The organism is Modestobacter excelsi, from assembly GCF_005930495.1.
GTDB lineage: Bacteria > Actinomycetota > Actinomycetes > Mycobacteriales > Geodermatophilaceae > Modestobacter > Modestobacter excelsi.
Map to the genome: position 1 here is coordinate 1 of NZ_SJEX01000023.1, position 24,715 is coordinate 24,715.

The 24,715-nt window shown below is 74.5% G+C and carries 23 protein-coding genes; 13 read left to right on the plus strand and 10 right to left on the minus strand.

Going from position 1 to position 24,715, the window contains the following annotated elements; all coding sequences use genetic code 11:
- Together FHL80_RS25410 and FHL80_RS25415 are read left to right on the plus strand one after the other, a co-directional pair.
- Positions 1–233: hypothetical protein (locus FHL80_RS25410; protein WP_216870577.1), on the plus strand; the 233-nt coding region annotated here is incomplete at its 5' end.
- Positions 234–521: 288 nt separating this feature from the next.
- Entirely contained in the window at positions 522–1,079 is a 558-nt protein-coding gene (locus FHL80_RS25415) for a sugar transferase (RefSeq protein WP_281283457.1), read from the plus strand.
- Positions 1,080–1,097: 18 nt separating this feature from the next.
- On the opposite strand, the gene FHL80_RS10055 is transcribed toward FHL80_RS25415, so the two are convergent.
- Positions 1,098–1,379: a hypothetical protein gene (locus tag FHL80_RS10055; protein ID WP_138733287.1), complete on the minus strand. Its 282-nt coding sequence runs from the start codon at positions 1,377–1,379 to the stop codon at positions 1,098–1,100.
- A gap of 392 nt (positions 1,380–1,771) precedes the next feature.
- Between FHL80_RS10055 and FHL80_RS10060 the strand changes: the two genes are divergently transcribed.
- Complete coding sequence (locus tag FHL80_RS10060) at positions 1,772–2,530, plus strand: methyltransferase domain-containing protein (RefSeq protein ID WP_138733288.1); 759 nt, start codon at positions 1,772–1,774, stop codon at positions 2,528–2,530.
- A gap of 21 nt (positions 2,531–2,551) precedes the next feature.
- Here the strand turns inward: FHL80_RS10060 and FHL80_RS10065 are convergent, their stop codons facing one another.
- The 5 genes from FHL80_RS10065 to FHL80_RS10085 form a co-directional block, all read right to left on the minus strand.
- Positions 2,552–2,761 (minus strand): hypothetical protein, encoded by a 210-nt coding sequence (locus FHL80_RS10065; RefSeq protein ID WP_138733289.1) that lies wholly within the window; start codon positions 2,759–2,761, stop codon positions 2,552–2,554.
- Between the two features lie 138 nt (positions 2,762–2,899).
- Complete coding sequence (locus FHL80_RS10070; protein ID WP_138733290.1) at positions 2,900–4,477, minus strand: glycosyl hydrolase family 28-related protein; 1,578 nt, start codon at positions 4,475–4,477, stop codon at positions 2,900–2,902.
- Positions 4,478–4,616: 139 nt separating this feature from the next.
- Positions 4,617–5,753, minus strand: a complete 1,137-nt coding sequence (locus FHL80_RS10075; RefSeq protein WP_138733291.1) for a glycosyltransferase — start codon at positions 5,751–5,753, stop codon at positions 4,617–4,619.
- A gap of 1 nt (position 5,754) precedes the next feature.
- Positions 5,755–6,945 (minus strand): OmpA family protein, encoded by a 1,191-nt coding sequence (locus FHL80_RS10080; protein WP_138733292.1) that lies wholly within the window; start codon positions 6,943–6,945, stop codon positions 5,755–5,757.
- 5 nt (positions 6,946–6,950) lie between these two features.
- Complete coding sequence (locus FHL80_RS10085; RefSeq protein ID WP_216870579.1) at positions 6,951–7,484, minus strand: YdcF family protein; 534 nt, start codon at positions 7,482–7,484, stop codon at positions 6,951–6,953.
- Positions 7,485–7,801: 317 nt separating this feature from the next.
- On the opposite strand from FHL80_RS10085, the gene FHL80_RS10090 reads away from it, so the two are divergent.
- The 5 genes from FHL80_RS10090 to FHL80_RS25435 are packed head-to-tail and all read left to right on the plus strand — an operon-like array spanning position 7,802 to position 13,986.
- Positions 7,802–9,295: a tyrosine-protein kinase domain-containing protein gene (locus FHL80_RS10090; protein ID WP_138733294.1), complete on the plus strand. Its 1,494-nt coding sequence runs from the start codon at positions 7,802–7,804 to the stop codon at positions 9,293–9,295.
- A complete protein-coding gene (locus tag FHL80_RS25420) occupies positions 9,292–10,647 on the plus strand; it encodes a lipopolysaccharide biosynthesis protein (protein ID WP_216870580.1) in 1,356 nt (451 codons plus the stop codon). Before FHL80_RS10090 ends, FHL80_RS25420 begins: the two co-directional genes overlap by 4 nt.
- Positions 10,644–11,525 carry a glycosyltransferase family 2 protein gene (locus FHL80_RS25425; protein WP_216870581.1) on the plus strand — a complete coding sequence of 294 codons (882 nt, stop codon included), beginning with the start codon at positions 10,644–10,646 and terminating at the stop codon, positions 11,523–11,525. The genes FHL80_RS25420 and FHL80_RS25425 overlap by 4 nt, the downstream gene beginning before the upstream one ends.
- Positions 11,522–12,865: an O-antigen polymerase gene (locus FHL80_RS25430; protein ID WP_216870582.1), complete on the plus strand. Its 1,344-nt coding sequence runs from the start codon at positions 11,522–11,524 to the stop codon at positions 12,863–12,865. The genes FHL80_RS25425 and FHL80_RS25430 overlap by 4 nt, the downstream gene beginning before the upstream one ends.
- Positions 12,862–13,986 (plus strand): glycosyltransferase, encoded by a 1,125-nt coding sequence (locus FHL80_RS25435; RefSeq protein WP_216870583.1) that lies wholly within the window; start codon positions 12,862–12,864, stop codon positions 13,984–13,986. The genes FHL80_RS25430 and FHL80_RS25435 overlap by 4 nt, the downstream gene beginning before the upstream one ends.
- 25 nt (positions 13,987–14,011) lie before the next feature.
- Here the strand turns inward: FHL80_RS25435 and FHL80_RS10105 are convergent, their stop codons facing one another.
- A complete protein-coding gene (locus tag FHL80_RS10105) occupies positions 14,012–15,040 on the minus strand; it encodes a GNAT family N-acetyltransferase (RefSeq protein WP_138733296.1) in 1,029 nt (342 codons plus the stop codon).
- Positions 15,041–15,453: 413 nt separating this feature from the next.
- On the opposite strand from FHL80_RS10105, the gene FHL80_RS10110 reads away from it, so the two are divergent.
- The 4 genes from FHL80_RS10110 to FHL80_RS10125 all read left to right on the plus strand — a co-directional run bounded on the left by FHL80_RS10110 (position 15,454) and on the right by FHL80_RS10125 (position 20,577).
- The gene (locus tag FHL80_RS10110; protein ID WP_138733297.1) at positions 15,454–16,872 is read left to right on the plus strand and encodes a tyrosine-protein kinase domain-containing protein; all 1,419 of its coding nucleotides are present in this window, start codon (positions 15,454–15,456) and stop codon (positions 16,870–16,872) included.
- A 101-nt stretch (positions 16,873–16,973) separates the two neighbouring features.
- On the plus strand, positions 16,974–18,800 hold the full coding sequence (locus FHL80_RS10115) for a polysaccharide biosynthesis protein (protein WP_138733298.1): 1,827 nt from the start codon (positions 16,974–16,976) through the stop codon (positions 18,798–18,800).
- On the plus strand, positions 18,797–19,954 hold the full coding sequence (locus FHL80_RS10120; RefSeq protein WP_216870584.1) for an aminotransferase class I/II-fold pyridoxal phosphate-dependent enzyme: 1,158 nt from the start codon (positions 18,797–18,799) through the stop codon (positions 19,952–19,954). The genes FHL80_RS10115 and FHL80_RS10120 overlap by 4 nt, the downstream gene beginning before the upstream one ends.
- Positions 19,951–20,577 (plus strand): sugar transferase, encoded by a 627-nt coding sequence (locus FHL80_RS10125; protein ID WP_138733299.1) that lies wholly within the window; start codon positions 19,951–19,953, stop codon positions 20,575–20,577. Before FHL80_RS10120 ends, FHL80_RS10125 begins: the two co-directional genes overlap by 4 nt.
- Positions 20,578–20,633: 56 nt before the next feature.
- Here FHL80_RS10125 and FHL80_RS10130 read toward each other — a convergent pair whose 3' ends face one another.
- The 3 genes from FHL80_RS10130 to FHL80_RS10140 all read right to left on the minus strand — a co-directional run bounded on the left by FHL80_RS10130 (position 20,634) and on the right by FHL80_RS10140 (position 23,710).
- Positions 20,634–22,247 carry an FAD/NAD(P)-binding protein gene (locus tag FHL80_RS10130; RefSeq protein WP_138733300.1) on the minus strand — a complete coding sequence of 538 codons (1,614 nt, stop codon included), beginning with the start codon at positions 22,245–22,247 and terminating at the stop codon, positions 20,634–20,636.
- Positions 22,244–22,951: an acetyltransferase gene (locus tag FHL80_RS10135; protein WP_138733301.1), complete on the minus strand. Its 708-nt coding sequence runs from the start codon at positions 22,949–22,951 to the stop codon at positions 22,244–22,246. The genes FHL80_RS10130 and FHL80_RS10135 overlap by 4 nt, the downstream gene beginning before the upstream one ends.
- Before the next feature lie 198 nt (positions 22,952–23,149).
- Entirely contained in the window at positions 23,150–23,710 is a 561-nt protein-coding gene (locus tag FHL80_RS10140) for a phosphatase PAP2 family protein (RefSeq protein WP_216870585.1), read from the minus strand.
- A 136-nt stretch (positions 23,711–23,846) separates the two neighbouring features.
- Here FHL80_RS10140 and FHL80_RS10145 point away from each other — a divergent pair, with 136 nt between their 5' ends.
- A complete protein-coding gene (locus tag FHL80_RS10145; RefSeq protein WP_138733303.1) occupies positions 23,847–24,713 on the plus strand; it encodes an HAD family hydrolase in 867 nt (288 codons plus the stop codon).
- Positions 24,714–24,715: the final 2 nt, after the last annotated feature.

Consider the following 24,715-nt stretch of genomic DNA (forward strand, 5'->3'; position numbering starts at 1 on the left):
CCCTGCCACCGCCCGCCCTGCCGCCGCCGGTCACGCCGACCAACGCAGCCGCCGGCGGGTGTGGATCGGGCTCCTCCGGATTCGAGGAGCGGCTGCGCACCGGCGACCCGTCCTCGGCTCTCCCCGCTGGTGACCGGGCCGACGACGGCCTCGCCGGTGACGTCCGCGTACTGGTCGCCACGGTGGCACGGGTGACCTGCCACGAGGGCGACCCCGCCACACGCCCGGACTGAGCGGCCGCCGACCCGCGGCTCACCCGTTCCCGCCCGGCGTCGCCCGGGCGGCCTCGTCCCGGTGCACCAGCCGGTCGACGGCTGGAGACGGCGTGCCCGCGGTCGCACTCCCCGTCATCCATCGCTGCGGCCGTCGTGCCGCGACCACCCGAGGACCGACCTCATGACCGCCACCGTGCGCGGCAGGAGTCATCTGCCTTGCGCCGCCCGCGGCGTCCGGACGACCGCGACCGCGCCGACCCCGTCCGGACCCCGCCTCCTGATCACACCTGGCTCTGGGAGGACACCGTGTCCCTGACCATCCGCCACGACCTCGATCCACACGGGCCGCTCCCGCCCGCGAAGGCTGTCCTGGACCGCCTGGTGGCAGCCGTCGTCCTGCTGCTCGCTGCTCCGTGGATGACCCTCCTGACCGTGCTCCTGTGGAGCCACGGTGACGGTCCGGTGCTGCAGCGTGAACGGCGGCTGGGCCAATGGGGTCGACCGTTCGACCTGCTGCGGTTCCGCACCGTGGACCCGGCCGGTCCGGGCACCGACCGGGTCGGCGCCTTGCTGCGACGGATCTGTCTGGACGAGCTGCCCCAGCTGATCAACGTCCTGCGCGGCGAGATGTCCCTGGTCGGCCCCCGGGCGACATCACCGGCCGACGGGCGACGAGCGACGATGACGGTCACGCGGCTCGCGCTCAAGCCCGGTCTGATCGGCTTGGACGAGCTCGGCGAGGGGCGGGCGGGCGAGGACGCCCCGGCTGTCGTCGATCGTTACCTGCGGGAGTGGTCGCTGCGCCTCGACGTGGTCATCCTCTGGCACGCGGTCCGGCGGGCCGCGCGGGGACCGGCCGTCTGAGCGGAGGGGAACGCATCGTCAGCCGGCGTCCTCCGGGTCGCCGGCGGGTGGCTCGTGGCGGGGCCCGGCCGGTGGCCACGGGCTCGTCCGGAACCACTGCTCCAGCTCGTCGACGTCCGGCGAGGGCGGCCTGGCAGGCAGCGTGCGGGTCGACGCTCCACCGGCCCGGCTGCGCGACCGCTGCGCTGCGCGAGCGCCCTCGTCGTCCTGGCGGTCGGCAGCGCGGATCGCCCGGCCGATGACCAGGCAGAGCACACCGGTCGAGACCAGCCAGAGCAGCCCGATGACGGAGGTGGTCACGGGCCCCTCCTCGGGCTGGCGCCGAGCGGCAGACGGTGCGCTGCCAGCCATGTTCCTCCGCGTCTGGGCCTGGGACAACAGCATGGCGCACGCCGGACGGACCGGTCCCTCCCGGCGACGTCCCCGCCCCTGCTGTACGGACCAGACAGGCCGGTCAGCGGGTGAGGGGTGCCCACGGTCCGGTGGCGGTGCGGGGTCGGCGGTGGTCGCCTCCAGCAGCTCCGCCACGTCCGGGGATCCTGGCTCATGAAACCGAGCAGTCAGATCTCGTGGTCACACGCCCGTGACCAGATTCTCCGGTCAGTGCACCTGGCACCCCGCTGTTGACAGCGGTGCGCCCAGCCGCTTCGCTCGCCAGGACACCATCTGCGGCATCCGATCGGAAGGCCCCGATGATCTCCACCGCCGTCTGGAAGGCGAAGCAGGCGACGCGGCGGCTCGTCACGGCCTGGGAGCGCGCCGGGGGCCGCGGCGTGGCGGCAGAGCTCCTCCGCCTGGCTCGGGAGCTGGTGGGCGTCCCGCTGGCGCTCGCCCGTGAACTGCTCTTCGACCTGCGCCGGGGGATCCGCACCCGCGGGTTCGTGCGCAACGAGGACCACGTCGCGGCCCGGTCGGTCGGCGGCGACCCCACCTTCTACCAGCCCATCGGGCTGCGCCCGCTGAAGGAGGCACTGGCCACCGTCCCGGTCGACCGGGACAGGAGCACCCTGGTCGACCTCGGTGCCGGGCGGGGACGGGCGGTGCTGCTCGCGGCCGAGGCCGGCTTCGAGCGCGTCGTCGGTGTGGAGCTCGACGAGCGCCTCGCTGCGGAGGCGGAGCAGAACGTGCGGCGCTGGCACCGCCGGGCTCCGCGCGGCGTCCTCCCGGAGGTCACCGTCGTCCACGGGGACGCGGCGACCGCGCCGGTGCCCAGCGGACCGCTCGTGGTGACGATGTTCAACCCGTTCGGCGCGACCACTCTCGACCTCGTCCTGGGGTCGCTGTGCACCGCGCGGCGGGACGACCCCGATCCGGCCTGGGTCGTCTACGTCAACCCGGTGCACGAGGCGGGATTCGCGGCGTTCCCGCGCTTCACCGCGCACGCCCGCGGCCGCGACTGGGTGGTCCACCGGCTGGCACCGGCCCCGGGGACGGTCACGGCAGACAGTTGACGTGTGCCGCGTCAGGCGACGTCAGGAGGCGAGCGACGCCTCGTCGTGAGGAGCGGGGACGGCGACCGGAACGGAGCGCCACACCATCGACAGCGGGCTCCGCGGCGTCCCGCGCCGCGTGACCGCGGGACCCTCCGGTTCGTCGGCTCGTCGGAGGACGCAGCCCAGGCCGAGGCCGAGCAGGACCACCACGGCCGGCCACACGGCTGCGGACACGACCAACGCCGTCACACGCCCTCCTCCGGTCGACGACCGACCTGTGCTCATGCCCCACTCGGGTGGGCGCCGGGCGCGTCGGGGTGACCTTACACAAGGCGAGGGATTGGTCACGCAGTGTCTTGCCCGCGTGTCCTCCGTCTGGGGGAGCGCTCAGGGACCGACGGTGAGCTCATCGGCCTGCGGTCCGCACACCGCGTCCTCCACGCCCTGCAGGTCGTTGCCCCGCACCTCGACGTCGTCGACCTCGGCCGTCGCCGGCCACTCGGCGTGCACGGCGCAGGACCCCCCGCCATCCCCGGTCACGACGACCCTGTTGTCGGCCAGGCTGATGTTGCGGGCGTCGAAGGCTCGGCGCGGCGGGTCCGTCGAGCTGCCGTCGAGGGACAACGCCAGCAGCGGCGCCCCCCGGCTGGGCCGCCACGTGACGTCGTTGTCCGAGAACACGACGTCCGTGGTGTCCCAGGGCGAGCTGAAGAGCACCAGCGCTGACCCGACGACGCCGTCGAGGCGGTTGCCGGTGATCGTGGCGCCGTGCACCTGCGAGAGCCGTACCACCGCGTCGCTCCACGCGCCGTTCCCGGTGACCGTGTTGCCGCGGACGGTGAGCCCGGTGATCAGGTGGTGGTAGGTCCAGTTGCCGTCGGGGGGCATGTCCTGGTCGACCGCGCGCGTGGGCTCGCCCGGGAAGGCGGCGAACCCGACCATCCGGAACTCGTTGTCGCTGATGTCGACGCCCTCGATCTCGCCCGTCCCCAGCGCGTTGAACACCACGCCGCGGCCGCAGTCGAGGAACCGGTTGCCGGAGACGGTGATCTGGTCCTGCAGCCGCAGGTCCGAGGCGACGTCGGGACCGATGTAGACGGCCGGCCAGCTGTCGTTGATCACGCTGCCGGTGACGGCCTCACGCGCGCCGTGGAGCTCGACCCCGCCGCTGAAGCCGAAGGGCTGCTGGTCGTGGTCGATGACGATCCGCTCGACGGTGACGTCCGAGGCAGTGAAGTAGAGCGCCGAGAAGTCGTCCTGGTTCCGGTTGCCGGGTACGGACGTGCCGCCGTTGAGGAACGACGAGTCGCGCACCGTGATCCCGCTGCCCCCACCCTGGGCGACGACGTAGTTCTGCCCCGGCGTGTCCCGCATCGTCACCCCGTCCAGCGTGACGTCCTGCGCTGCGAACAGGTAGAGGCCGTAGCCGGTGATGGTCCGCCTGGCCGGGACCAGGTTGCCCGGCCCGTTGAGGTCGATCGTCAGGCCGGAGATCGTCACGCCGCTGACCGAGTCCCCGAGGAACACGTTCCCGCCCCACGCGGCCTTCGACGCCGCGATGACGCCGTCGGCCATGACGAGGACCGCGCCGGGGTCGGCCGTGATGGTCTGCCCGTCGCGCAGCTGGAACACGAAGTCCGCGCCGACGACGTCGTCCCTCGGGGTCGCGTAGGAGCTGAGGAGGTAGGTCCCGGCGGACACGTGCACCGACGTCGCCTCGGCCAGCGCCCGCCGCAGCGCCGGTGCGTCGTCGGTCACGCCGTCGCCGGTGGCCCCGAAGTCACGGACGTCCACCGCGCCCGGCGGCGGAGGCGTCCCCGTGCCGGGCGAGCCGGCGGGAGCAGCCGACGACGAGGGAGCCGCGGAGGCAGGCGGCTCCGGCCGGTCCTCGTCGGGGCTCCCGGTGACGACGAGCAGACCGATGCCCACCAGGACGACGGCGGCCACGGCGAGCCCGGCGCGCACGAGAACGCGACGAGCCGGCCTCCGGCTCCTGCGCGCGTGCGTCATCGCCTGTCCTGTCGTCCGAGGTCCGTCGGTTCCGGGGAGCTGCTCCGGAGCGTCGGTACAGCCGAACGACCTCGTGCTCCCCCGGGTTCCGCGCTCAGACTCCTCCATCCGTCGCGGACGGCGCGCACACGGCCCTCGCGGGCGCGTCGGGACCCGTCCCGCCGGGCAACCGCAGGGCCTCGAGGAAGGCTCCTCGCCACGCGGTGTAGCTGTAGTGCTGCTCGACCGCCCGCCGGGCGGTGTCGCCGCGCGAGCGCCGGGCGGTCTCCGACTCCTGCAGGACGGAGAGCAGCGCGTCCACCCACTCGTCGGTGCCCGTGGCCGCAGGGGCACCGAACTGCTCGAGGACCCGGGCGTTGACTCCGACCGGCGTGGCCACCGAGGGGAGGCCGGCCGCGCCGTACTGCAACAGCTTGTAGGCGCACTTGCCGCGGGTGAAGGGGGTGTCCGGCAGGGGCATGATCCCGCAGTCGGCGGAGGCCAGGAGGGCGTCGGTCTCCCGGCCGGCCCACGGGACGCGGTCGGCCATGACCTCGAGGTCGCCGAGGGACCGCTCCCCCGAGCTGACCACCGTGAGCCGCGCCCCGGTGCGCCGGTGGACCTCGAGGAGGGCGGGCGCGACGTGCGCCAGGTAGGGCTCGGTCGACGGTGACCCCACCCAGACGATCCGCGGCACCGGCCCGACGGCGTAGACGGACTTCCGCGGGTAGGCGTCGGGGTGCACGCAGCTCGGGACGATCCGCACCTCGGGGTTCAGCCGCGCCGCGGCCTCGGCGAGCAGGTCGTTGCCCGCGATCACCAGGTCCGCCCCCTGGACCGCGGTCGACCAGCCGGCGGCCTCGCCGAAGAAGCGGTGCACCCCGCCGCGGTCGTCGGCGAACAGGGCGTCGTCGAAGTCGAACACCCCCCAGTCCGAACGCCGGAGCAGGTCGGCCTCGACCCGCCCGCGGGTGAACGGGCCCAGTGAGCGCGAGATCAGCAACCGCTCCCAGCCGGGCCCGGAGCCGATCCGGCGCAGGTGCCGCTCGGCCCGCGCCACCCCCAGCGGCCGACGCAGCAGGGTCCCGGGACGCACGTTCGGCGTGCCCAGGTAGTCGAGGACGGCCTCGGCCTCGAGGCCGAGGAAGCGCAGCCACTCCAGCACCCGGACCCGGGTGCTGGAGCCGGCCGGCCCGTAGGACGAGCCGACGGCGATCGGGGGACACCGGGGCGGGACGTCAGGAGCAGCCACGTCAGACACACTGCACCGGCTCGGTGAAGTCGATGCGGATGGTGCGGTTGAGCGCCGCGGCCGCCGGTACGAGGTGCCCGGTGGTGTCCCGGTCGGGCACGTGACCGTCGAAGTCGCTGCCCAGACCCAGGACGTGCAGCTGCGGGATGGGCACGCCGAGGTCGATGAGGAGGTTGGCGACCTCCTGGGCCCGGTCCTCGCTGATCTGGCGGTCCACCTCGGGGTCGCCCACGGCGGGGGAGGTGCCGAAGACCTCGGCCACCACCCCGGGGCGAGCGATGAGCTGCTCGGCGTAGGGGCGCAGCCGCTCGGCCGCCGCGCTCTCGTCCAGCAGGGTCGGCTCGCCGGGGCGGAAGCCCAGCGGCCCGCCCGTGAGCGTCAGCGACCCACCGGTGCAGCGCATGCCCGGCTCGATCGCCACCGTCCGCACCGCGGGCAGGGCCGGGTCCGGGTCGCCGGTCAGCCGGACGTCACCCCGCTGGACGGCCACGGCGCCCGCCCGCTGGAGGACCTCGGTCCAGATCGAGGCGAGCTGTGCCCGGCGGGCGTCGTCGAGCGGCGGTTGCGGAGCCGCGGTGTCCCCCAGGCCCTGGAAGACGACCGACCAGCCGCGCAGGTCGGGCAGCTGGTTGGAGTCGGCGAGGGTGTCGGCGACCTCCCGCGGGTCGGCGTCGAGCATCCCCGGCGCGGTGAAGTCGAGCGCACCGGCGGTGGACAGGCCGGAGTCGACGAGGACGAGCGTGCGCAGCCCGGTGGGGGTGCCGACCGTCTGGACGCCGAGGTCGATGGCCGTCAGCAGGTCGCTCTCCGGCGTCCTCGCCCGCGCACCGGCAACGGCGTCGTCGACCCGCTCCCGGTTGGCGGCGTACTGCTCCTCCCGCGCGCCCGCGTCCGCCGCGTCGGCGGTCAGCGTCGCCGCCGGCCCCTCGGCGAAGGGCGCCCCGTCGGCGAGGACGAGGGAGAACACCGACTGCTGCGCGACCGCGACGTCGCGGGCCGAGGCGGCGACCCCGGACAGCGCGGGCGGTGCCGCGTTGGCCCGCCCCCCGACCACGACCACGAGCGCACCGCTCGGCTCCGCCGCGGTCGCCGCAGGGTCGGCGCACGCGGCCAGGCACCCGACGACGACCAACGACAGCAGGGCGGCCGGCCACCGGGCCGGACGCAGGGTCTTCCTCGAGACGATCTCCATGACGCTCAGCAGGCCTCATCTGTCAGGGCGGCGACCAGGCCACCCACCTCGTGCCCGATCGCGACACCCCACCGGGGCAGCGAGATCGTCGGCCGGGCCGCGACCATCACGACCTCGGCGTCGGTGCACCTGCGGACCAGCATCCCGGCGCGCTCCACGTGGTAGACGCTCGTCACGACCGTGATGCGGGTCCAACCGGACTGTTCCACCAGGTCCCCGATGGCGCGCGCCTCCGCGCGGGTGTCGTCGCCGTCGTCCGCCGACGGCCGGAAGCAGTGGACCTCCAGGTCCCCGTGCCCGCTGCAGAGCTCGCGCGCGGGGCCGTTGACCTCCCCGTCTGCGGCGGACACCACCAGCACCCCGGTCCCCTGCTCAGCCAGCTGGACAGCGAGGGGGACGCGGGTCTCGGGATCGCCGGCCAGCAGCACGACCGCGTCGGTGCTCGCGGGACCGGCCGTGGAGGGCAGGACGAAGACGCGGACCGTCACCGTGGCAGCCACCGCGAGCACGCCGGCCGCCAGGAGGGTCCACTTCCGCACGGCCGGAAGCTTTGCTGAACGATCCTCTCCCCGGTTGCAGGTACCGCCCGCCACGGATCCCGCACGAGCTCACAGCCCGCACCCATTGGCGAGTCGCTACTCATGGCGCTGAGTCGATCACGGCCAGCCCGTCCGTCTGCAGCGGAGTGGCACGATGTCCCCACCTGATTCACCCGAAAGTGCTGCATGGGAAAGGGACGAAGGGGTTATCCGGGCAGTTCGCGGCGGTTACCGTGTGGCCGCCTGGGAGCTGGGAGGGCTCTCCGGACTGGTGGTGGCCCCGATCGGCGGCCGGCACTCCCACGTCGAACGGGGGCATGGTGCAACTGGCGGACGCGCGACGCGCGCTGCGTGCCCGATGGGTGTTCCCCGTCCTCGGGGTCCTCATCGGTCTCGCGGTGGCCGCGCTGGTCCTGTGGCGGGCGAGCCCCACCTACTCGTCGACCACGCGTGTCTTCGTCAGCGCCACCGAGGTGAGCGACCTCCCCGAGGCGCACGCGGCCGAGCTGTTCGCCACGCAGCGGCTGGCGTCCTACGTCCAACTGCTCGGCAGCGAGCGGCTCGCCCGCGGGGTGGTCGAGGACCTCGACCTCGACGAGACGCCTGCCGACGTGGCCTCGCGCATCCGGGCGGCAGCCGTCCCGGACACGGTGGTCCTCGAGATCACCGTGACCGACCGCACCGCCGAGCGGGCCCAGCAGCTGGCCGACGCCGTCACCACCGAGTTCACCGACCAGGTGGCCACCGTCGAGCAGCCGCCCGGTGTCGTCGACTCCGCCGTGCAGGTGACGACCATCGAGCCGGCGACCTTCGACTCCCGACCGATCAGCCCGGCCCCCGCCCGTGACCTGTCGCTCGGCGGCGGGCTGGGCCTGCTCCTCGGCGCCCTGTGGGCGCTGCTGCCGGCCCGCGGCCGGCGGACCGTCTCCAGCGCCGACGACGTCCTCGCGGCGACGGGCTCCCGGCCGCTCGCCGTCCTGGTGGAGGACGCGACGCCGACCCGGGGCTCGGTCCTGCCCTCGCTCGGCCCCGACTCCCCCGACGCAGCAGCGCTGCGCAGGCTGCGCGCCCACCTCCGGTTCGGCCACGGGGACACGCCGCCACAGGTCGTGGTCGTGGCCGGGGTGCTGGCAGGCGAGGACCGCTCGGCGCTGGCCGCCCGGCTGGCGCTGTCGCTGGCCCAGGGCGGGCACCGGGTCGTGCTGGTCGAGGCGGACCTGCGCTCCCCCGACCTCGCCCGCACCCTCGCGCTGCCCGGCCACGCCGGTCTCAGCGACGTCCTCGCCGGCACCAGCGACCTCGACAGCGCGCTGCAACCGTGGGCCGACGGGTCGCTGGAGGTCCTGACCGCCGGCTCGACGCCGCTGGACCCCAGCACGCAGGCCACGACCGACGGCACTGCCGCGCTGCTGACCCGGCTGCGCAACCGGGCCGACGTCGTCGTCGTCGACGCAGCCCCGCTCGGGCCGGTGCCCGACGCCGTGGCCCTCGGGGACGTGGCGGACGGGTTCCTGCTGGCGAGCCGGTTCGGCGTCACCTCCCAGGAGCAGCTCACCGGGGCTGCCGCGATGCTCGCCGACACCGCCGCCGGGCTCCTCGGCGTGGTCCTGACCCACGTGCCCCGCCGCGCCGCCCGCATCCAACGGATGCTGGTCCCCTACGTGGCGGACCGGGCCGTCACCCCCGCGGCCACCCTGGCCCACCCGCGGCCGACTCCTCCCGAGGGGACCGGGCAGTCGGCCGGTCCCGGCCGGCAGGCCGGCCGGGACCGTGTGGGACGGCTGCCCGCGGTCTCCCCGGAGCCGTCGTGAGGGCAGAGCTCCCGTCGTCGACGGCGGTGGCCGGTGATCCGGCGGCGTCCGGTCCCGCGCCCGCGCAGGCCGGCCTCGCCTCGGTGCTGCGCGGTGCGCTGGGCACCCTGCGGGCCGGTGGCTTCCTCGACCTGCTCATCGCCCAGGTGGTGCCGCTCGGTGCCACCTTCCTGCTGACCCTGGTCTCCGCGACCCTGCTCGGGCCCGAGCGGCGCGGCGTCCTGACCTTCCTGATGACCGGCGCGCTCCTGGCCGGCGCCCTCGCCTACGGCAGCCTGCACGTACCGGTGGTCGAGGCCCTCCGCGGCGGTGACCGCAGCACCCTGCGCCACGGCATCCGGCTGGTCGCCGGCTTCGCGGTCACGCTGGCCGCGACCGGTGTCGCGCTCGTCCTCACCGGCCGAGGGGCCGAGCGCGTGGGCTCCGCGCACTCCGACGTCCTGCTCACCGGCTGGGCGCTCATGGGCGGCTCGCTCGTCGTCTGCCAGCTGTTCGCCAACCGGGTGCTCCAGGGCCTGGGCCGCGACCGCGGCTACCAGGTCACCATCGTGGTGCAGACCCTGCTCTACCTCGTCGGCGCCGGGGTGGTGCTGGCGACCACCCGGTCCCCCCTGCTGGTCTACGCCGCCTGGGCCCTGTCGGTGGTCGGCGGCCTGGCGATCGCGTCCACCCAGCTGGTCCGCCACCTGCGCGCACACGCGGTGGACCCGCCCACCGGGACGGGGGACTGGACCTGGCGGCGGTTCCTCCGCTCAGCCACCGCCAACAACGTCGGCAGCATCGGCCAGATGGTCATGCTCCGGGCCGACGTGCTCGTGGTGGGCGTGCTCCTCGGACCCACGGCGGCCGGCATCTACGGCATCGCCCTGTCGCTGACCGAACTGGCGCTGATCATCCCGGAGGCCTTCGCCCTGTCGGTGTTCTCCAGCCGGGCACGCATGACCGACGACCGCTGGGAGGGCCAGCTCGGCCGGACGGTCCGGCTCAACGCCGGCGTCGGCTGCATCGCCGCCGTGGGCATCGCCGGAGCAGCCGTCGTGCTCTCACTCGGGCCGCTGTCGGCCTACCGGGGCCTGGTGCCGCTGGTCCTGATCGTGCTCCCCGGCGCCGTCTTCGCCGGTTACTCGCGGGTAGCGCTGAGCGCGTTGCAGGCCCTCGGCCGGCACGCTGCGGTGGCGGCGTTCGGCGTGCTGGCCCTGGTCCTGGCGGCGGGGTACGTGCCCGGGGCGTGGCTCGGGGGCACCACCGGGACCGCCGTCGTCTCCACCGTCGCCTACCTCGTGACAGCGCTGTACCTGCGCACCAGCCTGCGGTCGGCACTCCGGCCGAGCTCGCGGGAGGAGAACCGGTGACCCGGACGTCGGTCGTGGTGGTGGCCTACCGCTCCTCCGGCTACCTCGAACGCGGCCTGCCCGCCCTGCTGCGCGACCCGGCGGTGGGCGACGTGGTCGTCGTGGACAACAGCAGCGACCCGGCCACCGCCCGCGTGGTGGGCCGCGCCGACGGGCGGGTCCGCTACGTCGACCCCGGGGCCAACCTCGGGTTCGCCCGGGGCTGCAACCTCGGCATGCGCGCCACCAGCGACCCGGTGGTCACCTTCCTGAACCCCGACGTGCTGCTCGAGCAGAGCCTCGCCGAGCTCGTCGACCGGTGCGGGGCCGACGACCGCATGGTCCTGGGTGGTGGGCTGACCGGCGAGGCCGGCGGCGCGCTGGGCAATGCCCGCCGCCGGGAGACGCTGGGCACCGAGCTGCGCCGGGCGGTGCTCGGCGCCGGCTCGTCCCTGCAGCCGGTCGCAGCGGACACCGGGACGATCGCCGTACCCCAGGTCGACGGCGCCTTCCTCATCGCCCACCGCACCTTCCTCGAGCTGCTCGACGGGTACGACGAGCGCTTCGAGCTGTACTTCGAGGACGTCGACATCTGCGACCGGGCCCGAGTCCACGGCCGCGTGCTCCTGGACACCCGCCGCTTCGGCAGCCATGCCGGTGGGGGAAGCTCGCGCACGGTCGCCGCCGTCTCCTACTGCGTGTTCCGCGTCTCCCGGATCCGCTACTTCGCCAAGCGGGGCGGCAGGGCGGCCGCGGCGGCGGCGCTGGTGGTCGCAGTCGCCGAGGTGGTCGCCCGCACGCTCACCCGGCAGCCGGAGGGCTGGCGCGTGCGGTGGCGGGCCCTGCGGCTGTCGGCCCGCGAGGCCTGGCGGCCGGGCACGGTCCGGGTGCTGTCGTGAGCGCGGCCATCATCCTGGTCGGCTCGGCGCTGCTGTTCCTGCTGTGCTGGCGCCGCTGGGGGATGCTGCACCCGCTGACCGTCACGCTCGCCCTCTGGCTCGTCATCGGCCTGCTGCTGGTGATCCGGCCGGTCGAGCTGTACGAGCCCAGCCCGCGGATCGCGGTGGCCATCGTCTCGGGCCTGACCGCGCTGATCGCCGTCCCGCTGCTGTTCGACCGCACGCCGCGACCTGGGGACGACGACGCGGCGGCCGACCCCCCGGTCCGGGTGTCGGTGCGGGTCGGCCGGCTGGCGGTCGCGACGGCGGTCGTGCTGGCGGTCGTGCTCTGGGGCTCCTGGCAGTACCGCCAGGCGGTCTCCAGCGTCCTCGGCGTCCCCTTCGGTCAGCTCGACAGCAAGCTGGTGCGCTGGGCGGAGCTCTACGGCAACCTGGTCATCCCCACGCCGGTCGGCATCGCGCAGGCGCTGGCCCCGCTGCTCGGCGCGTTCGGCGTCATCGGCGGGTTGTGCCACCGCTGGTGGTGGTTCCTCCTCATCCCGGTCGCGATCGCGACCACGATGCAGTCGCCGTCGCGCACGGCCACCCTCACCCTGGTCGTCACCAGCCTGTTCTTCCTCGTCCTGCTGCCGCGGGCGGCCGGCTTGGTGCGTCGCCACCGCCGTCGGATCCTGCCCCCGGGGGTGCGGGTGGCGGCCCTCGTCTCGCTCGTCGGCGGAGCGGCGCTGGCCTACTTCGGCTTCGTCGGCCAGCAGCTGGACAAGGGCGCGCTGCCGCCCGGACTCGTGGTGTCGGGCTGGCTGCCCGACTCGCTGGTGCAGCCGCTGCTCTACCAGGTCGGCGGCGTCAGCGCGTTCAGCGTCGCGGTCGACCAGTCCACCGGCGGCGCCGGGCCGTACGGGGCGTGGGGCCGGTCGCTCTACGCCGTGGTGAAGTCCCTCCAGTTCTTCGGCGTGCCCCTCCCGACGCCGCAACCGTTCGCCGACTACGTGGACATGCCGATCCCCTTCAACACCTACACGGCGTTTGGCGACGCCTACTTCGACTTCGGCCTCGCCGGTGTCGTCGCGGTCTTCCTGCTCGCCGGCCTGGTCGTCCACCTGCTGGGGACCTGGCCGCGGCCCGGTCACCCCGGCTCGATCTGGGCGATGAGCGTGATGGCCGCCGTCCTCACGGCGACGCCGATCCACGGGCGGTTGCTCGACATCGACGTCCTCGTGCCGGCGGTGACCGGCTGGCTGCTCGTGACCTGGGTGCTCCGTCCCGAGCGGACGCCACCGGCGGCCGCGCCGCAGCCGACCGCGGCCGCGCTCGCCGGAGAGGAGCGGGCACTCCGGTGAGCACGGACCGGGACCACGGAGGACCCGACGGGTCGGAGCGCAGCGGGACGGGCGAGCCCATCCGGGTCGGCCTGCTGACCAGCGTCGGCCGCACGCTGGACGCGTTCTTCCCCCCGATCGTCGACCGGCTCACCGAACTCGGCTTCGCGGTGACGTGCGCCAGCGGGACGGCGTCGTCGCTGCCGGGCTGGACACCGCTGGAGGGCTTCACCCAGCGCCCCTCCCGCGGCGTGCGCACCGCCCTGCGTTCGGTGCGGAGGTGGTCCGCGGCGCAGCGCCACGACGTCGTCGTCACCAACACCGCGACCGCCTCCGCACTGGTGCGGGTGGCCGGGTTGCGAGCACCGGTCGTCTACTTCTGCCACGGCCTGCACTGGGGCCGGGACGACGCCCGCGCGCTGCCGTGGAAGGCCGTCGAGCGCGCCCTGCTGCCGCGGACGGCCGGGGTGGTGACGATCAACCGGGACGACCAGGCGTGGTTCGAGCGGCACGGTGCGCGGAGCGTGCACCGCCTCGCCACCGGCGTGGGCGTCCCGCTCGAGCAGTGGCCGGCCGCGCCGCTGCCCGCGTCGGACACCCTGGACCTGCTCTGGGCCGGGGACATGACGCCGCGCAAGCGCCCCCTGCAGGCGGTCGCCGTGGTGGCCCGCCTGGTCGACCTGGGGGTGCCCGTACGGCTGCGCATGCTCGGTGACGGGCCGCTGCACGAGGCCGTGAGGGCCGAGGTCGCCGCACGCGGCCTGGGCGACGTCGTCCGCGCCGAGGGCCGGGGGCCGGTGTCCGCGGCACTGGGCGAGGCGACCGCGCTGCTGCACACCGCCTCGTGGGAGGGGCTGCCGCGCGTGGCCCTGGAGGCCGCCGCGGTCGGACGCTGGTGCTACGGGTTCGACGTCAAGGGCCTGCGGGACGCGCCGCTGGTCCGGCTCGCGCCGGACGGCGACCTGGAGGCCCTCAGCCGCCTGCTCGCCGCCGACGCCGCATCCGGTGCCGTGCGGGGCGTTCCCGACGTCCGTGCCGCACTGGATGCCACCACCGCTGCGGACGGGCTCGCCGACGCGCTGCTCGACGTGCTCGGCCGCCGGGCCCACCGCCCCGGGACGCGGGTGCCTCCGCCGGCCTGACCCGCCGGCCTGACCTCGTCCCGGTTCAGGCGGGGCGCCGCCACGGCGGGAAGAACCCGGCCGTGTCGTCGGTGCCCGCCAGCTCCCGGTAGCGCACCGGATCGTGCACGAGCTTGGCCACGTGGAAGGGCAACGGCTCGCTCTGCGGGTCGTAGCGGTGCTTGAACACGAACAACGGCGAGGTGGCCGACCCGCCGAGGCCGCCACCGAGGTGCACCCTGACCATGCCCTGGGCCTGCGCCCACTGGGCCGCCGCCACGAACAACCGGTTGGACGCACCGATCGTGCGGGCCACCTCGTCGGAGGCGCCGAGGTGGTAGTGCAGCCACGGCCCGTGCGCGAAGCACAGCAGCGCGGCCACCAGGCGCCCCTCCAGCCTGCCCTCGACCAGCAGGGGCCGCAGCGTCGCCGCCTCCGCGACGAGCGCCGCCCAGTAGTCGTCGCGGAAGTAGAAGAACGTGTCGGCCTTCTGGCGGCGCATCGTCGTGTAGTAGAGGTCCCGGAACTCATCCAGGCAGGCCGGCCGTGGATCGACGGTGACCTCGAGCCCCTCGCGGTCGGCCCGGCGCGCAGCCCGACGGTGGTGGGGGTGCATGCCCGCGAGCAGGTCACGGCCGGGCGAGACGTCCCAGGCCACGGTCGAGCCGGCCGGCACCAGCTCGGCCGACGGCGGGACCAGTGCCGCGTTGTCCAGCAGCGGGTGCAGGCGCAGGAAGGTGGTCACCACGCCGTTGGCCCGGGCCCACGCGTCCAGGGCCGAGCCCAGGGCGGTGGCCACGTCCCGGGAGCGGGCGACCGGCCCTCCGTAGCCGTAGGCGCTGATGGCGTCCCATCCCGCTCCGCCGGGCAGCGGCCGGAGCAGCAGCGGGAGCGCGACGTCGCCGCCCCGATCGCGCAGGTGGAGCAGCAACGGCCGCGTTCCCGGCACCTCGAGCAGAGCCGACGCCCGCGCATAGGCGGCGCTGGTGTAGGTGTCCAGTCCACCCAGGGCACCGACCACTGCGTCCCACCGGGCTTCGGGGACCACGTGCATGTCGCCCACTGAGGTCACCATCGCGTCCGTCCGGCGGCGACCCACGTCCGCCACGGTCACACGCGCTCCCCCGCCTCGGTGTCCACACCCGGAGGCTAGACGCCGGAGGGCCGCTGCAGACGGTGACCGTGCGTCATCACTCGTTCGGGCCAGAGGTCTGCGCACCGGCCTGTCGGCCGCCCACCGCCCGGGGGACAGCACCGGTCACCTGAATCGACCTCTGTCGATATGACAAAGGGTGACCATCACTGTCGCCACGATGACGACAAGCCGCCTCCTGTTGTCACCGAGCGTCGTACCGGCCGATTTCGCACAGAAAACCTACTGCGAGGGCCATCGCGGCCTTACTTTTCGTGACTCCGGCGCCTTTCCGGGCGGCGGCAGTGCAGAGAGCCTCCCAGCCGAGCGGGGCTCCACGGGGGATTGGTGGACGCGTGCGACGGATCGACCTGCTCGAGATCCTCCGGCGTCATCTCCGCCTCGTCGTCGCAGGGCTGCTGCTCGGGCTGGCGGTGGCCGGCGCGCTCAGCGTGACCGCGGTCCGGACCTACTCCTCCTCCACGCAGCTGTTCGTCGGGACGGCGGGATCGACCGCCTCCGCGGACGCGTACGAGGGCAACCTCTTCTCCCAGCAGCGCGTCGCCTCCTACGCAGAGGTGCTGACGTCGCGGGAGCTGGCGCAACGCGTGGTCGACGCGACCAGGCTGCCCCTGACCGCGCGCGAGGTGGCCGCCAAGGTCGCCGTCACGCCCCTGCCGGAGACGGTCGTGCTCGACGTCGTCGTCACCGACACCTCGGCTGAACGCGCGCAGCAGATCGCGGCGGCCCTCGGCCAGCAGTTCACCGCGCGGGTCGCCGAGCTGGAGACCCCCCGGGGCGCGGCCTCGCCGATGGTCACCATCACCACCATCCAGGACGCCGACCTGAACCCGACGCCGGTGAGCCCGGACGTCCTCGGCAACCTCTGGCGGGGCGCAGCCGTGGGCCTGCTGCTGGGCATCGGGCTGGCGCTGGCGCGCGGTCACCTCGACCGGACCGTCCGCGAGGTCGACGACGTCGAGCAGTCCACCGGCTCCCCCGTGGTCGGCCGCGTCTTCGACGACCGCAAGCTCGCCAAGCAGCCGCTGACGGCCGGCGCCGGCGGGCAGTCGCCCACCGCTGAGGCCCTCCGGGCCCTGCGGGTGAACCTGCGGCACCTGGGGGGTGGGTCCGGCCCGCGGGTCGTCGTGGTGGCCGGCGCGTTGCCCGGAGAAGGTGCCACCACGATCGCCACCGACCTGGCCGTCTCCCTCGCCGGCGCCGGCGACCGGGTCACCCTCGTCGACGCCGACCTCCGCCGCCCACGGGTGCGGCGCCGGCTGCAGCTGCCCGACGGACCCGGGCTCACCGAGGTCCTGATCGGTGCAGCCCAGCTGCCGGACGTCGTCCAGCAGTGGGGCGACGGTCCCGGCGGCCTCACCGTCCTCGGCGCCGGCGCCCTGCCCCCGGACCCTGAGGCGTTGCTGGGCTCTCCGGCGATGACGGCGCTCCTGCAGGCTCTGCGCGGGAGCCAGGACGTCGTGGTCGTCGACGCCCCCCCGCTGCTCCCGGTGGTCGACGGCGCCGTGCTGAGCTCCCGGGCCGACGTCTGCCTCCTGGTGGCGCGCTACGGGCGGACCGAACGGGGGCACCTGGCCGAGGCCGCCGCCGCGGTGGCCCGGGTCCGGGTCCCCTCACTCGGCGTGGTCCTCAACCGCGTCCCGCGCCGCGCCCGTGTCGCCACGACCGGATCGACGACCTACGCCGCCGACCGGCACGGGCGGCGGGTCGTCCCGGCCGGTCCTGCCCCCTCGCTGCCCCCGGGCCAGCCGTGAGCGGCATCCGACCCCGCAACGCCGGCCGGCGGACCCCGCCCCGGTCCCGCGACCAGATGACCGGGGGGCCGACCGCCGCCCAGCCTGAGAGGAAGGCCGACATGTCGGGAACGGACCCGGGCCTGCGGTGGCGTCTCATCCGCTTCGCGATGCTCGGCGGCGACGTGATCTCGCTGCTGGCGGGCCTGGTCCTGGCGGTCAGCGCCCGGTACGAGGGCGAGCTCGGCCAGATCAACACCAGGGGTCTGGTCGTGGCGTTGGCGCTCACGGTCCTGCTCTTCCCCATCGCGTCGACCGCCCTGCGCCTGCACCAGGGCCGCTACCCGGTGGGCAGCGCCGACGAGCTCAAGAGCCTGGTGATCGCCGTCGGGATGACCTCCCTGACCGTGCTCGCCGTCGACGCCGCCAGCGGGACGCCGCGGCTGCTGCCCCTGAGCGTCCCGCCGATCGCCGCCGTCCTCTCGTTCGTGATCATGGCCGCCTTCCGGCTGGCGATCCGCAGCCAGCGCGAGGGCGCCGTCCGGCCACGGACCGGGGAGCGGACGCTCGTCTTCGGTGCCGGGATCGCCGGCGAGCAGCTGATCCGCTCGATGCTCGGCGACCCCGACAGCCCCTACCTGCCGGTCGGTCTGCTCGACGACGACCCCACCAAGCGGCACCTGCGCATCCGGGGCGTCCGGATGATGGGCGGCCGCGAGCGCATGGCGGCCGCCGCCGCGGCGACCGGGGCTGAGGTCGTCGTCATCGCCCTTCCCTCGGCCGGCGGTGCGCTGGTCCGCGACCTGTCCCAACGGGCGACCGACGCCGGCCTCGCCGTCAAGGTGCTGCCCCGGATGTCGGAGTACTTCAACCGCCGGGTCGGCATCCGCGACGTCCGCGACATCGACGTCGCCGACCTGCTGGGCCGCCGGCAGATCGACACCGACGTCACCGAGATCGCCGACTACCTGCGCGGCAAGCGGGTCCTGGTCACCGGCGCCGGCGGGTCGATCGGCTCCGAGCTGTGCCGGCAGATCCAGCGTTTCGGCCCCGGCGAGCTGATGATGCTCGACCGCGACGAGTCGGCCCTGCACGCCCTGCAGCTGACGATGTTCGGCGAGGCGAGACTGCACGAGCCACAGGCCGTCCTCGCCGACATCCGCGACGGCGAGGCGCTCCTGCGGCTGTTCGGCGAACGTCGCCCGGAGGTGGTCTTCCACGCCGCCGCGCTCAAGCACGTCAACATGCTGGAGCAGTACCCCGACGAGGGCTGGAAGACCAACGTCCTGGGCACCCGCAACGTGCTCGCCGCCGCCACCGAGGTCGGGGTCACCCACTTCATCAACGTCTCGACCGACAAGGCCGCGAACCCGGTCAACGTCCTGGGGCACACCAAGCGGATGGCCGAGCAGCTCACCGCGGCCTACGCGCGGGGCGGTGGCGGTCGCTACCTGTCGGTGCGGTTCGGCAACGTGCTCGGCAGCCGGGGCTCGGTGCTGGAGACCTTCGCCGCCCAGATCGCCCGGGGCGGCCCGGTGACCATCACCGACCCGGAGGTGACCCGGTACTTCATGACCATCCCCGAGGCGGTCCAGCTGGTCATCCAGGCCGGCGCGATCGGCCGCGGCGGCGAGGCCCTGGTGCTCGACATGGGCGCGCCCGTGCGCATCGGCGACGTCGCCGCCCACCTGATCAGCCTCGAGGGCCGGCCGATCGAGATCCGGGTGACGGGTCTGCGGCCGGGTGAGAAGCTGCACGAGGAGTTGTTCGGCTCGGGCGAGCACGACAGCCGGCCGTTCCACTCGATGATCAGCCACGTGCCGGTGCCGGGGCTCGAGCCCGACGAGCTCGACCGTCTGGGGACCCGCTATCCCGCCGACACCGCCGGGACGACGCCACGCAACCACGTCGCCGTGCAGCCCCACCGCAACAGCGTGGTCCCGCTGTGACGGCCGCACCTGTCCGGCGACGGGGCCGGATCCTGCTCTCCTCGCCCGACGTCGGCGGCCGTGAGCAGGAACTGGTCGCCGAGGCCATCGCGTCCGGCTGGATCGCGCCCCTGGGGCCCATGGTCGACGCCTTCGAGCAGCGCATCGCCGAGCGGTGCGGCCGCGCGCACGCGGTGGCTCTGTCGTCCGGCACGGCCGCCCTGCACCTCGCGCTGCTCGAGCTGGGCGCGCGCCCGGGCCGGGCCGTCATCGTCCCGACGATGACCTTCATCGCGACGGCGAACGCCGTCGTCTACACCGGAGCGGAGCCGGTGTTCGTCGACTGCGATCCGGAGACCGGCATCCTCTCCCCGGCGCTGCTGGAGGAGGCCCTGGCCGCACTCCAGGCGGAGGGGACGACGGTGGCCGCCGTCGTCCCGGTCGACCTGCTGGGCCGCTGCGCCGACTACCCCGTGCTCGACGGGATCTGCGCCCGCTACGGCGTCCCGGTCGTCTCCGACGCGGCTGAGGCGCTGGGTTCCAGCTGGCGCGGCCGGCCGGCCGGGTCGTCCGGCGTCATGGCTGCCCTGTCGTTCAACGGCAACAAGATCATGACCACGAGCGGCGGCGGGATGCTGCTGACCGACGATGCCGCGACGGCGCAGCGCATCCGCTACCTGAGCACGCAGGCCCGCCAGCCCGCGGTGCACTACGAGCACACCGAGGTCGGTTACAACTACCGGCTGAGCAACGTGCTCGCGGCGCTGGGCCTCGCCCAGCTCGAGCGGCTCGACGAGATGATCGGCCGACGCCGCGCCCTGCGCGAGCACTACGCCGCGCTGGTCGACGGCGTCCCCGGGGTGCGGGTGTTCCAACGGGAGGGCGACGCGGGCGACAACTGCTGGCTGACCGCGCTGCTGGTGGACCCCGCCGAGGCCGGCTGGTCGGTCGACGACCTGCGCGGGGCGCTCGACCTGGCCGACATCGAGTCCCGGCCGCTGTGGAACCCGATGCACCGTCAGCCGGTGTTCACCGGCGCCCGCGGGCACCTCGACGGCTCGGCCGACCGGCTCTTCGCCACCGGGCTCACCCTGCCCAGCGGCTCGTCGCTGAGCGCCGACCAGGTCGACGACGTCCTGGAGACGATGGGGGCCTTCCTGGAGCAGCGGCGGTGAGACGGCCGTCCTACCTCCCGGTCAAGCGGGCCATCGACGTCGCGGCCTCCGGCGTCGGGCTGGTGGTCACTGCCCCGGTGATGGCCGCGGTGGCCATCGCGGTGCGGCGGGACCTCGGCTCGCCGGTGCTGTTCCGCCAGCAGCGGCCCGGCCGTGACGGGCGGCCGTTCGAGCTGGTCAAGTTCAGGACGATGCGCACCCTCGGGCCGGCCGACTCGGTGGCCAGCGACGGCGAGCGCCTCACGCCCTTCGGGAGGTGGCTGCGCAGCACCAGCCTCGACGAGCTGCCGACGCTGTGGAACGTGCTGCGTGGTGACATGAGCCTGGTGGGCCCGCGGCCGCTGCTCATGGAGTACCTGGACCGCTACACGCCCGAGCAGGCCCGGCGGCACGAGGTGCGGCCCGGGGTGACCGGGCTGGCTCAGGTCCGCGGCCGCAACCTGCTGGACTGGGACCAGAAGTTCGCCGCCGACGTCGAGTACGTCGACCGGCTCGGCCCCCGGTTGGACCTCCAGGTGCTGGTCGCGACGCTGCGGACGGTGCTGCGGCGGGAGGGCATCTCCGCGACCGACGCCCCGACCATGCACCTGTTCACCGGCAGCCGACGGGACGACGTCGCCTGACCCCCGCCGCTCGCGGACGGGCCGGGCCCCACACCGGACGGTGGGGGCCCGACCCGTCACTGCGGTGAGGTGGCCGGCGCCGCGGCCGCCAGCGCGGCGGCGAGGCTGCGGCCGAGCGCGGAGCCGAAGGAGCTGATCCGGCCGCAGTGCTCCATGTGCCAGACCGGCGAACCGTGGACGACGTTGCCCGCGAGCAGCGGGCCCATCACGTGCAGCCGCGGTGCCGCGGCCAGCGTCGTGTCCACGGCGATGCCGCCGCCGTACGGGGTCGGCCGGACGACGCCGCGCTCGATGAGCCCGGCGACGAGCGAGGGCGAGGTGTCGCGCAGGTACCGGGTGGGGCCGCCGCAGTTGAGGACCACGTCGGCGGGCCGGTCGAGCTCACCGGGCACGCCGCCGTGCGTGTACCGGACCCGCACCCCCCGCCCGCCGTCCGGGTCGACGCCGGTGAGGCTGCCGGCCACGGTGGCCAGCCGCCCCTCGGCGGTCAGGTCGTCGACCACCTCGGTGTACTCCCAGCCGGCGCGCCGCTGGTGCCGGCCGAGCTCGACACCCCAGTGCCCCGCGAACTCCAGGGTCTGCTCAGCCGACAGCTGAGGCAGCACCGCGGACACCCCCTCGGAGATCGGGCGCAGGGTGTCGGCCACCGTCAGCCCGGCGGCCCGGCCCCGCTCGAGGTCGGCGAGGGCGGCGGTGTAGACCTCGACGGCCGTGACCTCAGCGGAGTCCCGGAGCTCGCGCAGGCGCTCGGCCACGAAGCCGGGCCGGGGGGCGGTCAGCAGCTCGGGCAGCACGCCGCCCGGCGACACCACCGTGAAGACGGTGCCCTTCTCGGCGACGACGGGCAGGTCGTTGATCTGGTAGAGCATGTCCATCGTGCCGGCGTTGCCACCGATGAGGACGACGTGCGGCGGCCCGGCGTCAGCGGGGCGGCGCTCGAACGCCGCCCGGATGCGCTCCAGCGCCTCCCCCATGCCGTCGAAGGGGTTGTCGACGAGCACGGCGTCGTGCGGCTCCCCGTCGACGTCCAGGCGGGGCATCACCGGCGAGGACCCGGTCGCCAGCACGACGTGGCGGGCGTGCAGCGTGGTCTCCCGGCCGGTGACGAGGAGCACCGGTCCGACGGGGTCCACGGCGAGGACCTCGTCCCGCACCACGTCGACGGTGGCGATGCCGGCATCGGCGGAGAGCTCGATCGCCGCACGGACCCGCTGGGTGAGGTGGACGCCGAAGACGTAGCGGGGCAGGAACAGGTCGTCGAACTCGTCGCGGGCGACCGCCTCGCGGTGGCGCGCCCACCACCGCGTCGACACCGGCCCGCCGGCAGCCAGGAACTCGTCGAGGACCCAGGACTTGTGCACGGACAGCCACTCGGTGAACAGCTGCAGCTCGCCGGGCGGCAGGAAGTCCCGCAGCGGGGTGATGAGCAGCGAGGTGCGCCCGGTGCGGCTGCCGTAGGCGATGCCCGGGAACGGGTCGGACGCCCGCTCCACGACGGCGATCCGCAGCGGCTGCGCCGGCGGCGGGTCACCGGCCAGTGCCGTGAGCAGCGAGATGAGGACGTAGGACGTGGAGGCCCCTGCGCCGACGAAGACGAGGTCGTGCGTCGCCTCACCCCCGTCGCCGGGGGGCGCCGCGGTCGGCCGATCGTGCTGGTCGATGGTGGTCATGGCACCCGGAGTCCCGCCTGCTGCCGGCCGCCGGAGCTGACGAAGACCGGGTCCGGCGGCACCTCCCCGTCCCGGTCCGGGAGGATCCGCGCCGGGTTGCCGACAGCGGTGACGTGGTCGGGGATGTCTGCGATGACCACCGTGCCCGCGCCGATCTTGCACCACCGACCGATCGTGACCTTGGGGATGACGACCGCGCCGACGCCGACGTGCGTGCCCTCACCGACGGTCACGTGGCCGCTCAGCGCCACCTGCGGGCTGATGTGGGCGTAGTCGCCGATGTCGCAGTCGTGGTCGACGCTGGCCCCGGTGTTGATGAGGACGTGCCGGCCGATGCGGGCGTTGGGCTGCACCATCGCGCCGGCGAGGACCACGGTCCCCTCCCCGATCCTGGCCGACGGCGCCACGATCGCCGTCGGGTGGACTGCCTGCCCGAAGTGGGCGTCGAGGACCTGCGCGAGCTCGGCGCGCTCGCCGTTGATGCCGACCGCCAGCACGAGCGGCACGTCCAGCGGCGGGAAGTCGTCGGGCCCGACGACCCGGATGCCCGGGGACACGTCCTGGCTGGCGGGGTGCTGGTTCGCAGGGCTGTCGTTGTACATCCGCCGGACGCGGATGCCGCGCTCCCGGAGCACGTCGACCACGACCTGGGCGTGGCCACCGGCGCCGTAGACGTCGTAGACCGGCCTCTCGCCGAAGGTCACGCGGCCTCCTCGTCTCGTTCTCCCCGTTGCCCGCCCGCACCGCGCTGTGCACCGGGTGAGCGGGCGGAGCGTATGCGGCCCGGAGGGCTCCCGGGGACTCTGTTGCGCGCTGGGAGGGTGAAATCCGTACCGAAGAGTCCGCGTTCACCCGACCAGGCAGGCACGGCGCCCGTGTCCTCACTCCTCGTACGCCTGACGTCACGCAACGGGTTCACCGGCGATGACGGTGCGACGGTTCGCCAGCCGCTCGGACGACCAGGAGGCAGCTCCGCCGACGCCCGCGCCCAGCGCCCAGCCGGCGAGCACGTCGGTGACCCAGTGGGCGCCGAGGTAGGTCATGCTCACTCCCACGGCCAGCGTGCCGATCGTCAGCACCCCCGCGACCAGGCGTCCGACCCGGTCCGCCCGGCGCAGGCCCCACAAGACCAGCGGAACGGCGGCGCCGGCGGTCAGCGCGGCGATCGACGAGGGGAACGCGGCGCCGTCGGTGGGCACCAGCGCGAGGTCGGCGGGAGGGCGCGGCCGGCCGATGACCTCCTTGAGCCACTCGGCCAGCCCGGTGGCGACGAACGAGGAGACCATCGCCGCCGCCACCGCCCACCAGGCCCGGCAGGCCCACGCGAACACCAGGGCTGCGAGCCCGGCCAGGACGTACGTGGCCGCGGGCTGGCCGGCGTCCATGAGCCCTCGGGTGGCGGCGTCGGCCCAGCCGGTGCGGTGTCGCTCGATGGCCTCGAGCACCGCCAGGTCGAAGGACATGCCCTGAGTATCGATCATGCCGAGCACGTGCGTGATCCCCGGCCCAGCCGCACTGGCGAGCCGTTGATGCCCCGTCGGGGTGTGGACGGCGGTGCGCACGCCCTCCGGGACTGCCGATCCACCTACCGTGGAGGACGTGACCTGCGCCGCAGCGTTCTTCGACCTCGACAAGACGGTCATCGCGAAGTCCAGCACGCTGGCCTTCGGGCGCCCGTTCTTCCAGGGCGGGCTGATCAACCGCCGGGCCGTCCTGAAGGGCGCCTACGCGCAGTTCGTGTTCTCCCTGGCCGGCGCGGACGCCGACCAGATGGAGCGGATGCGCAGCCAGATCACCGCCATGACGACGGGGTGGGACGTCGCGGTGGTCCACGACATCGTGCGGGAGACCCTGCACGAGGTCGTCGACCCGCTCGTCTACGCCGAGGCCGCCGACCTGATCGAGGAGCACCGCGCGGCCGGCCGGGAGGTCGTCATCGTCTCCAGCAGCGGTGCCGAGATGGTCGGGCCGATCGGGGAGATGCTCGGCGTGGACCGGGTCGTCGCCACCCGGATGGTCACCGTCGACGGCCGGTACACCGGCGAGGTCGAGTTCTACGCCTACGGGGCCAACAAGGCCGCGGCGATGCGCGAGGTCGCCGCCGAGGAGGGCTGGGACCTCGCCGACTGCTGGGCGTACAGCGACTCGGTCACCGACCTGCCGATGCTCGAGGCGGTCGGTCACCCGACCGCGGTCAACCCCGACCGCGGCCTGCGCAGGACGGCCGCCGAGCGCGGCTGGCCGGTGCTGCAGTTCACCCGTCCGGTGCGGCTGCGGTCCCGGTTCTCCGGCGGTCGCGCGCCCGCGGTGACCGGCGCGGCCGTGGGCGTCGGTGCCGCGGTGGCCGGGCTGGCCTGGTACGCCCGACGCCGTGCCCTCCGGGCGCTGCCCGCGCTGCCGCACGTCCTGCCGCTCGCCGACCCCGTCACCTCGTCGGCGACCCGCCGGCGTCGCCGCGGCGCCTGAGC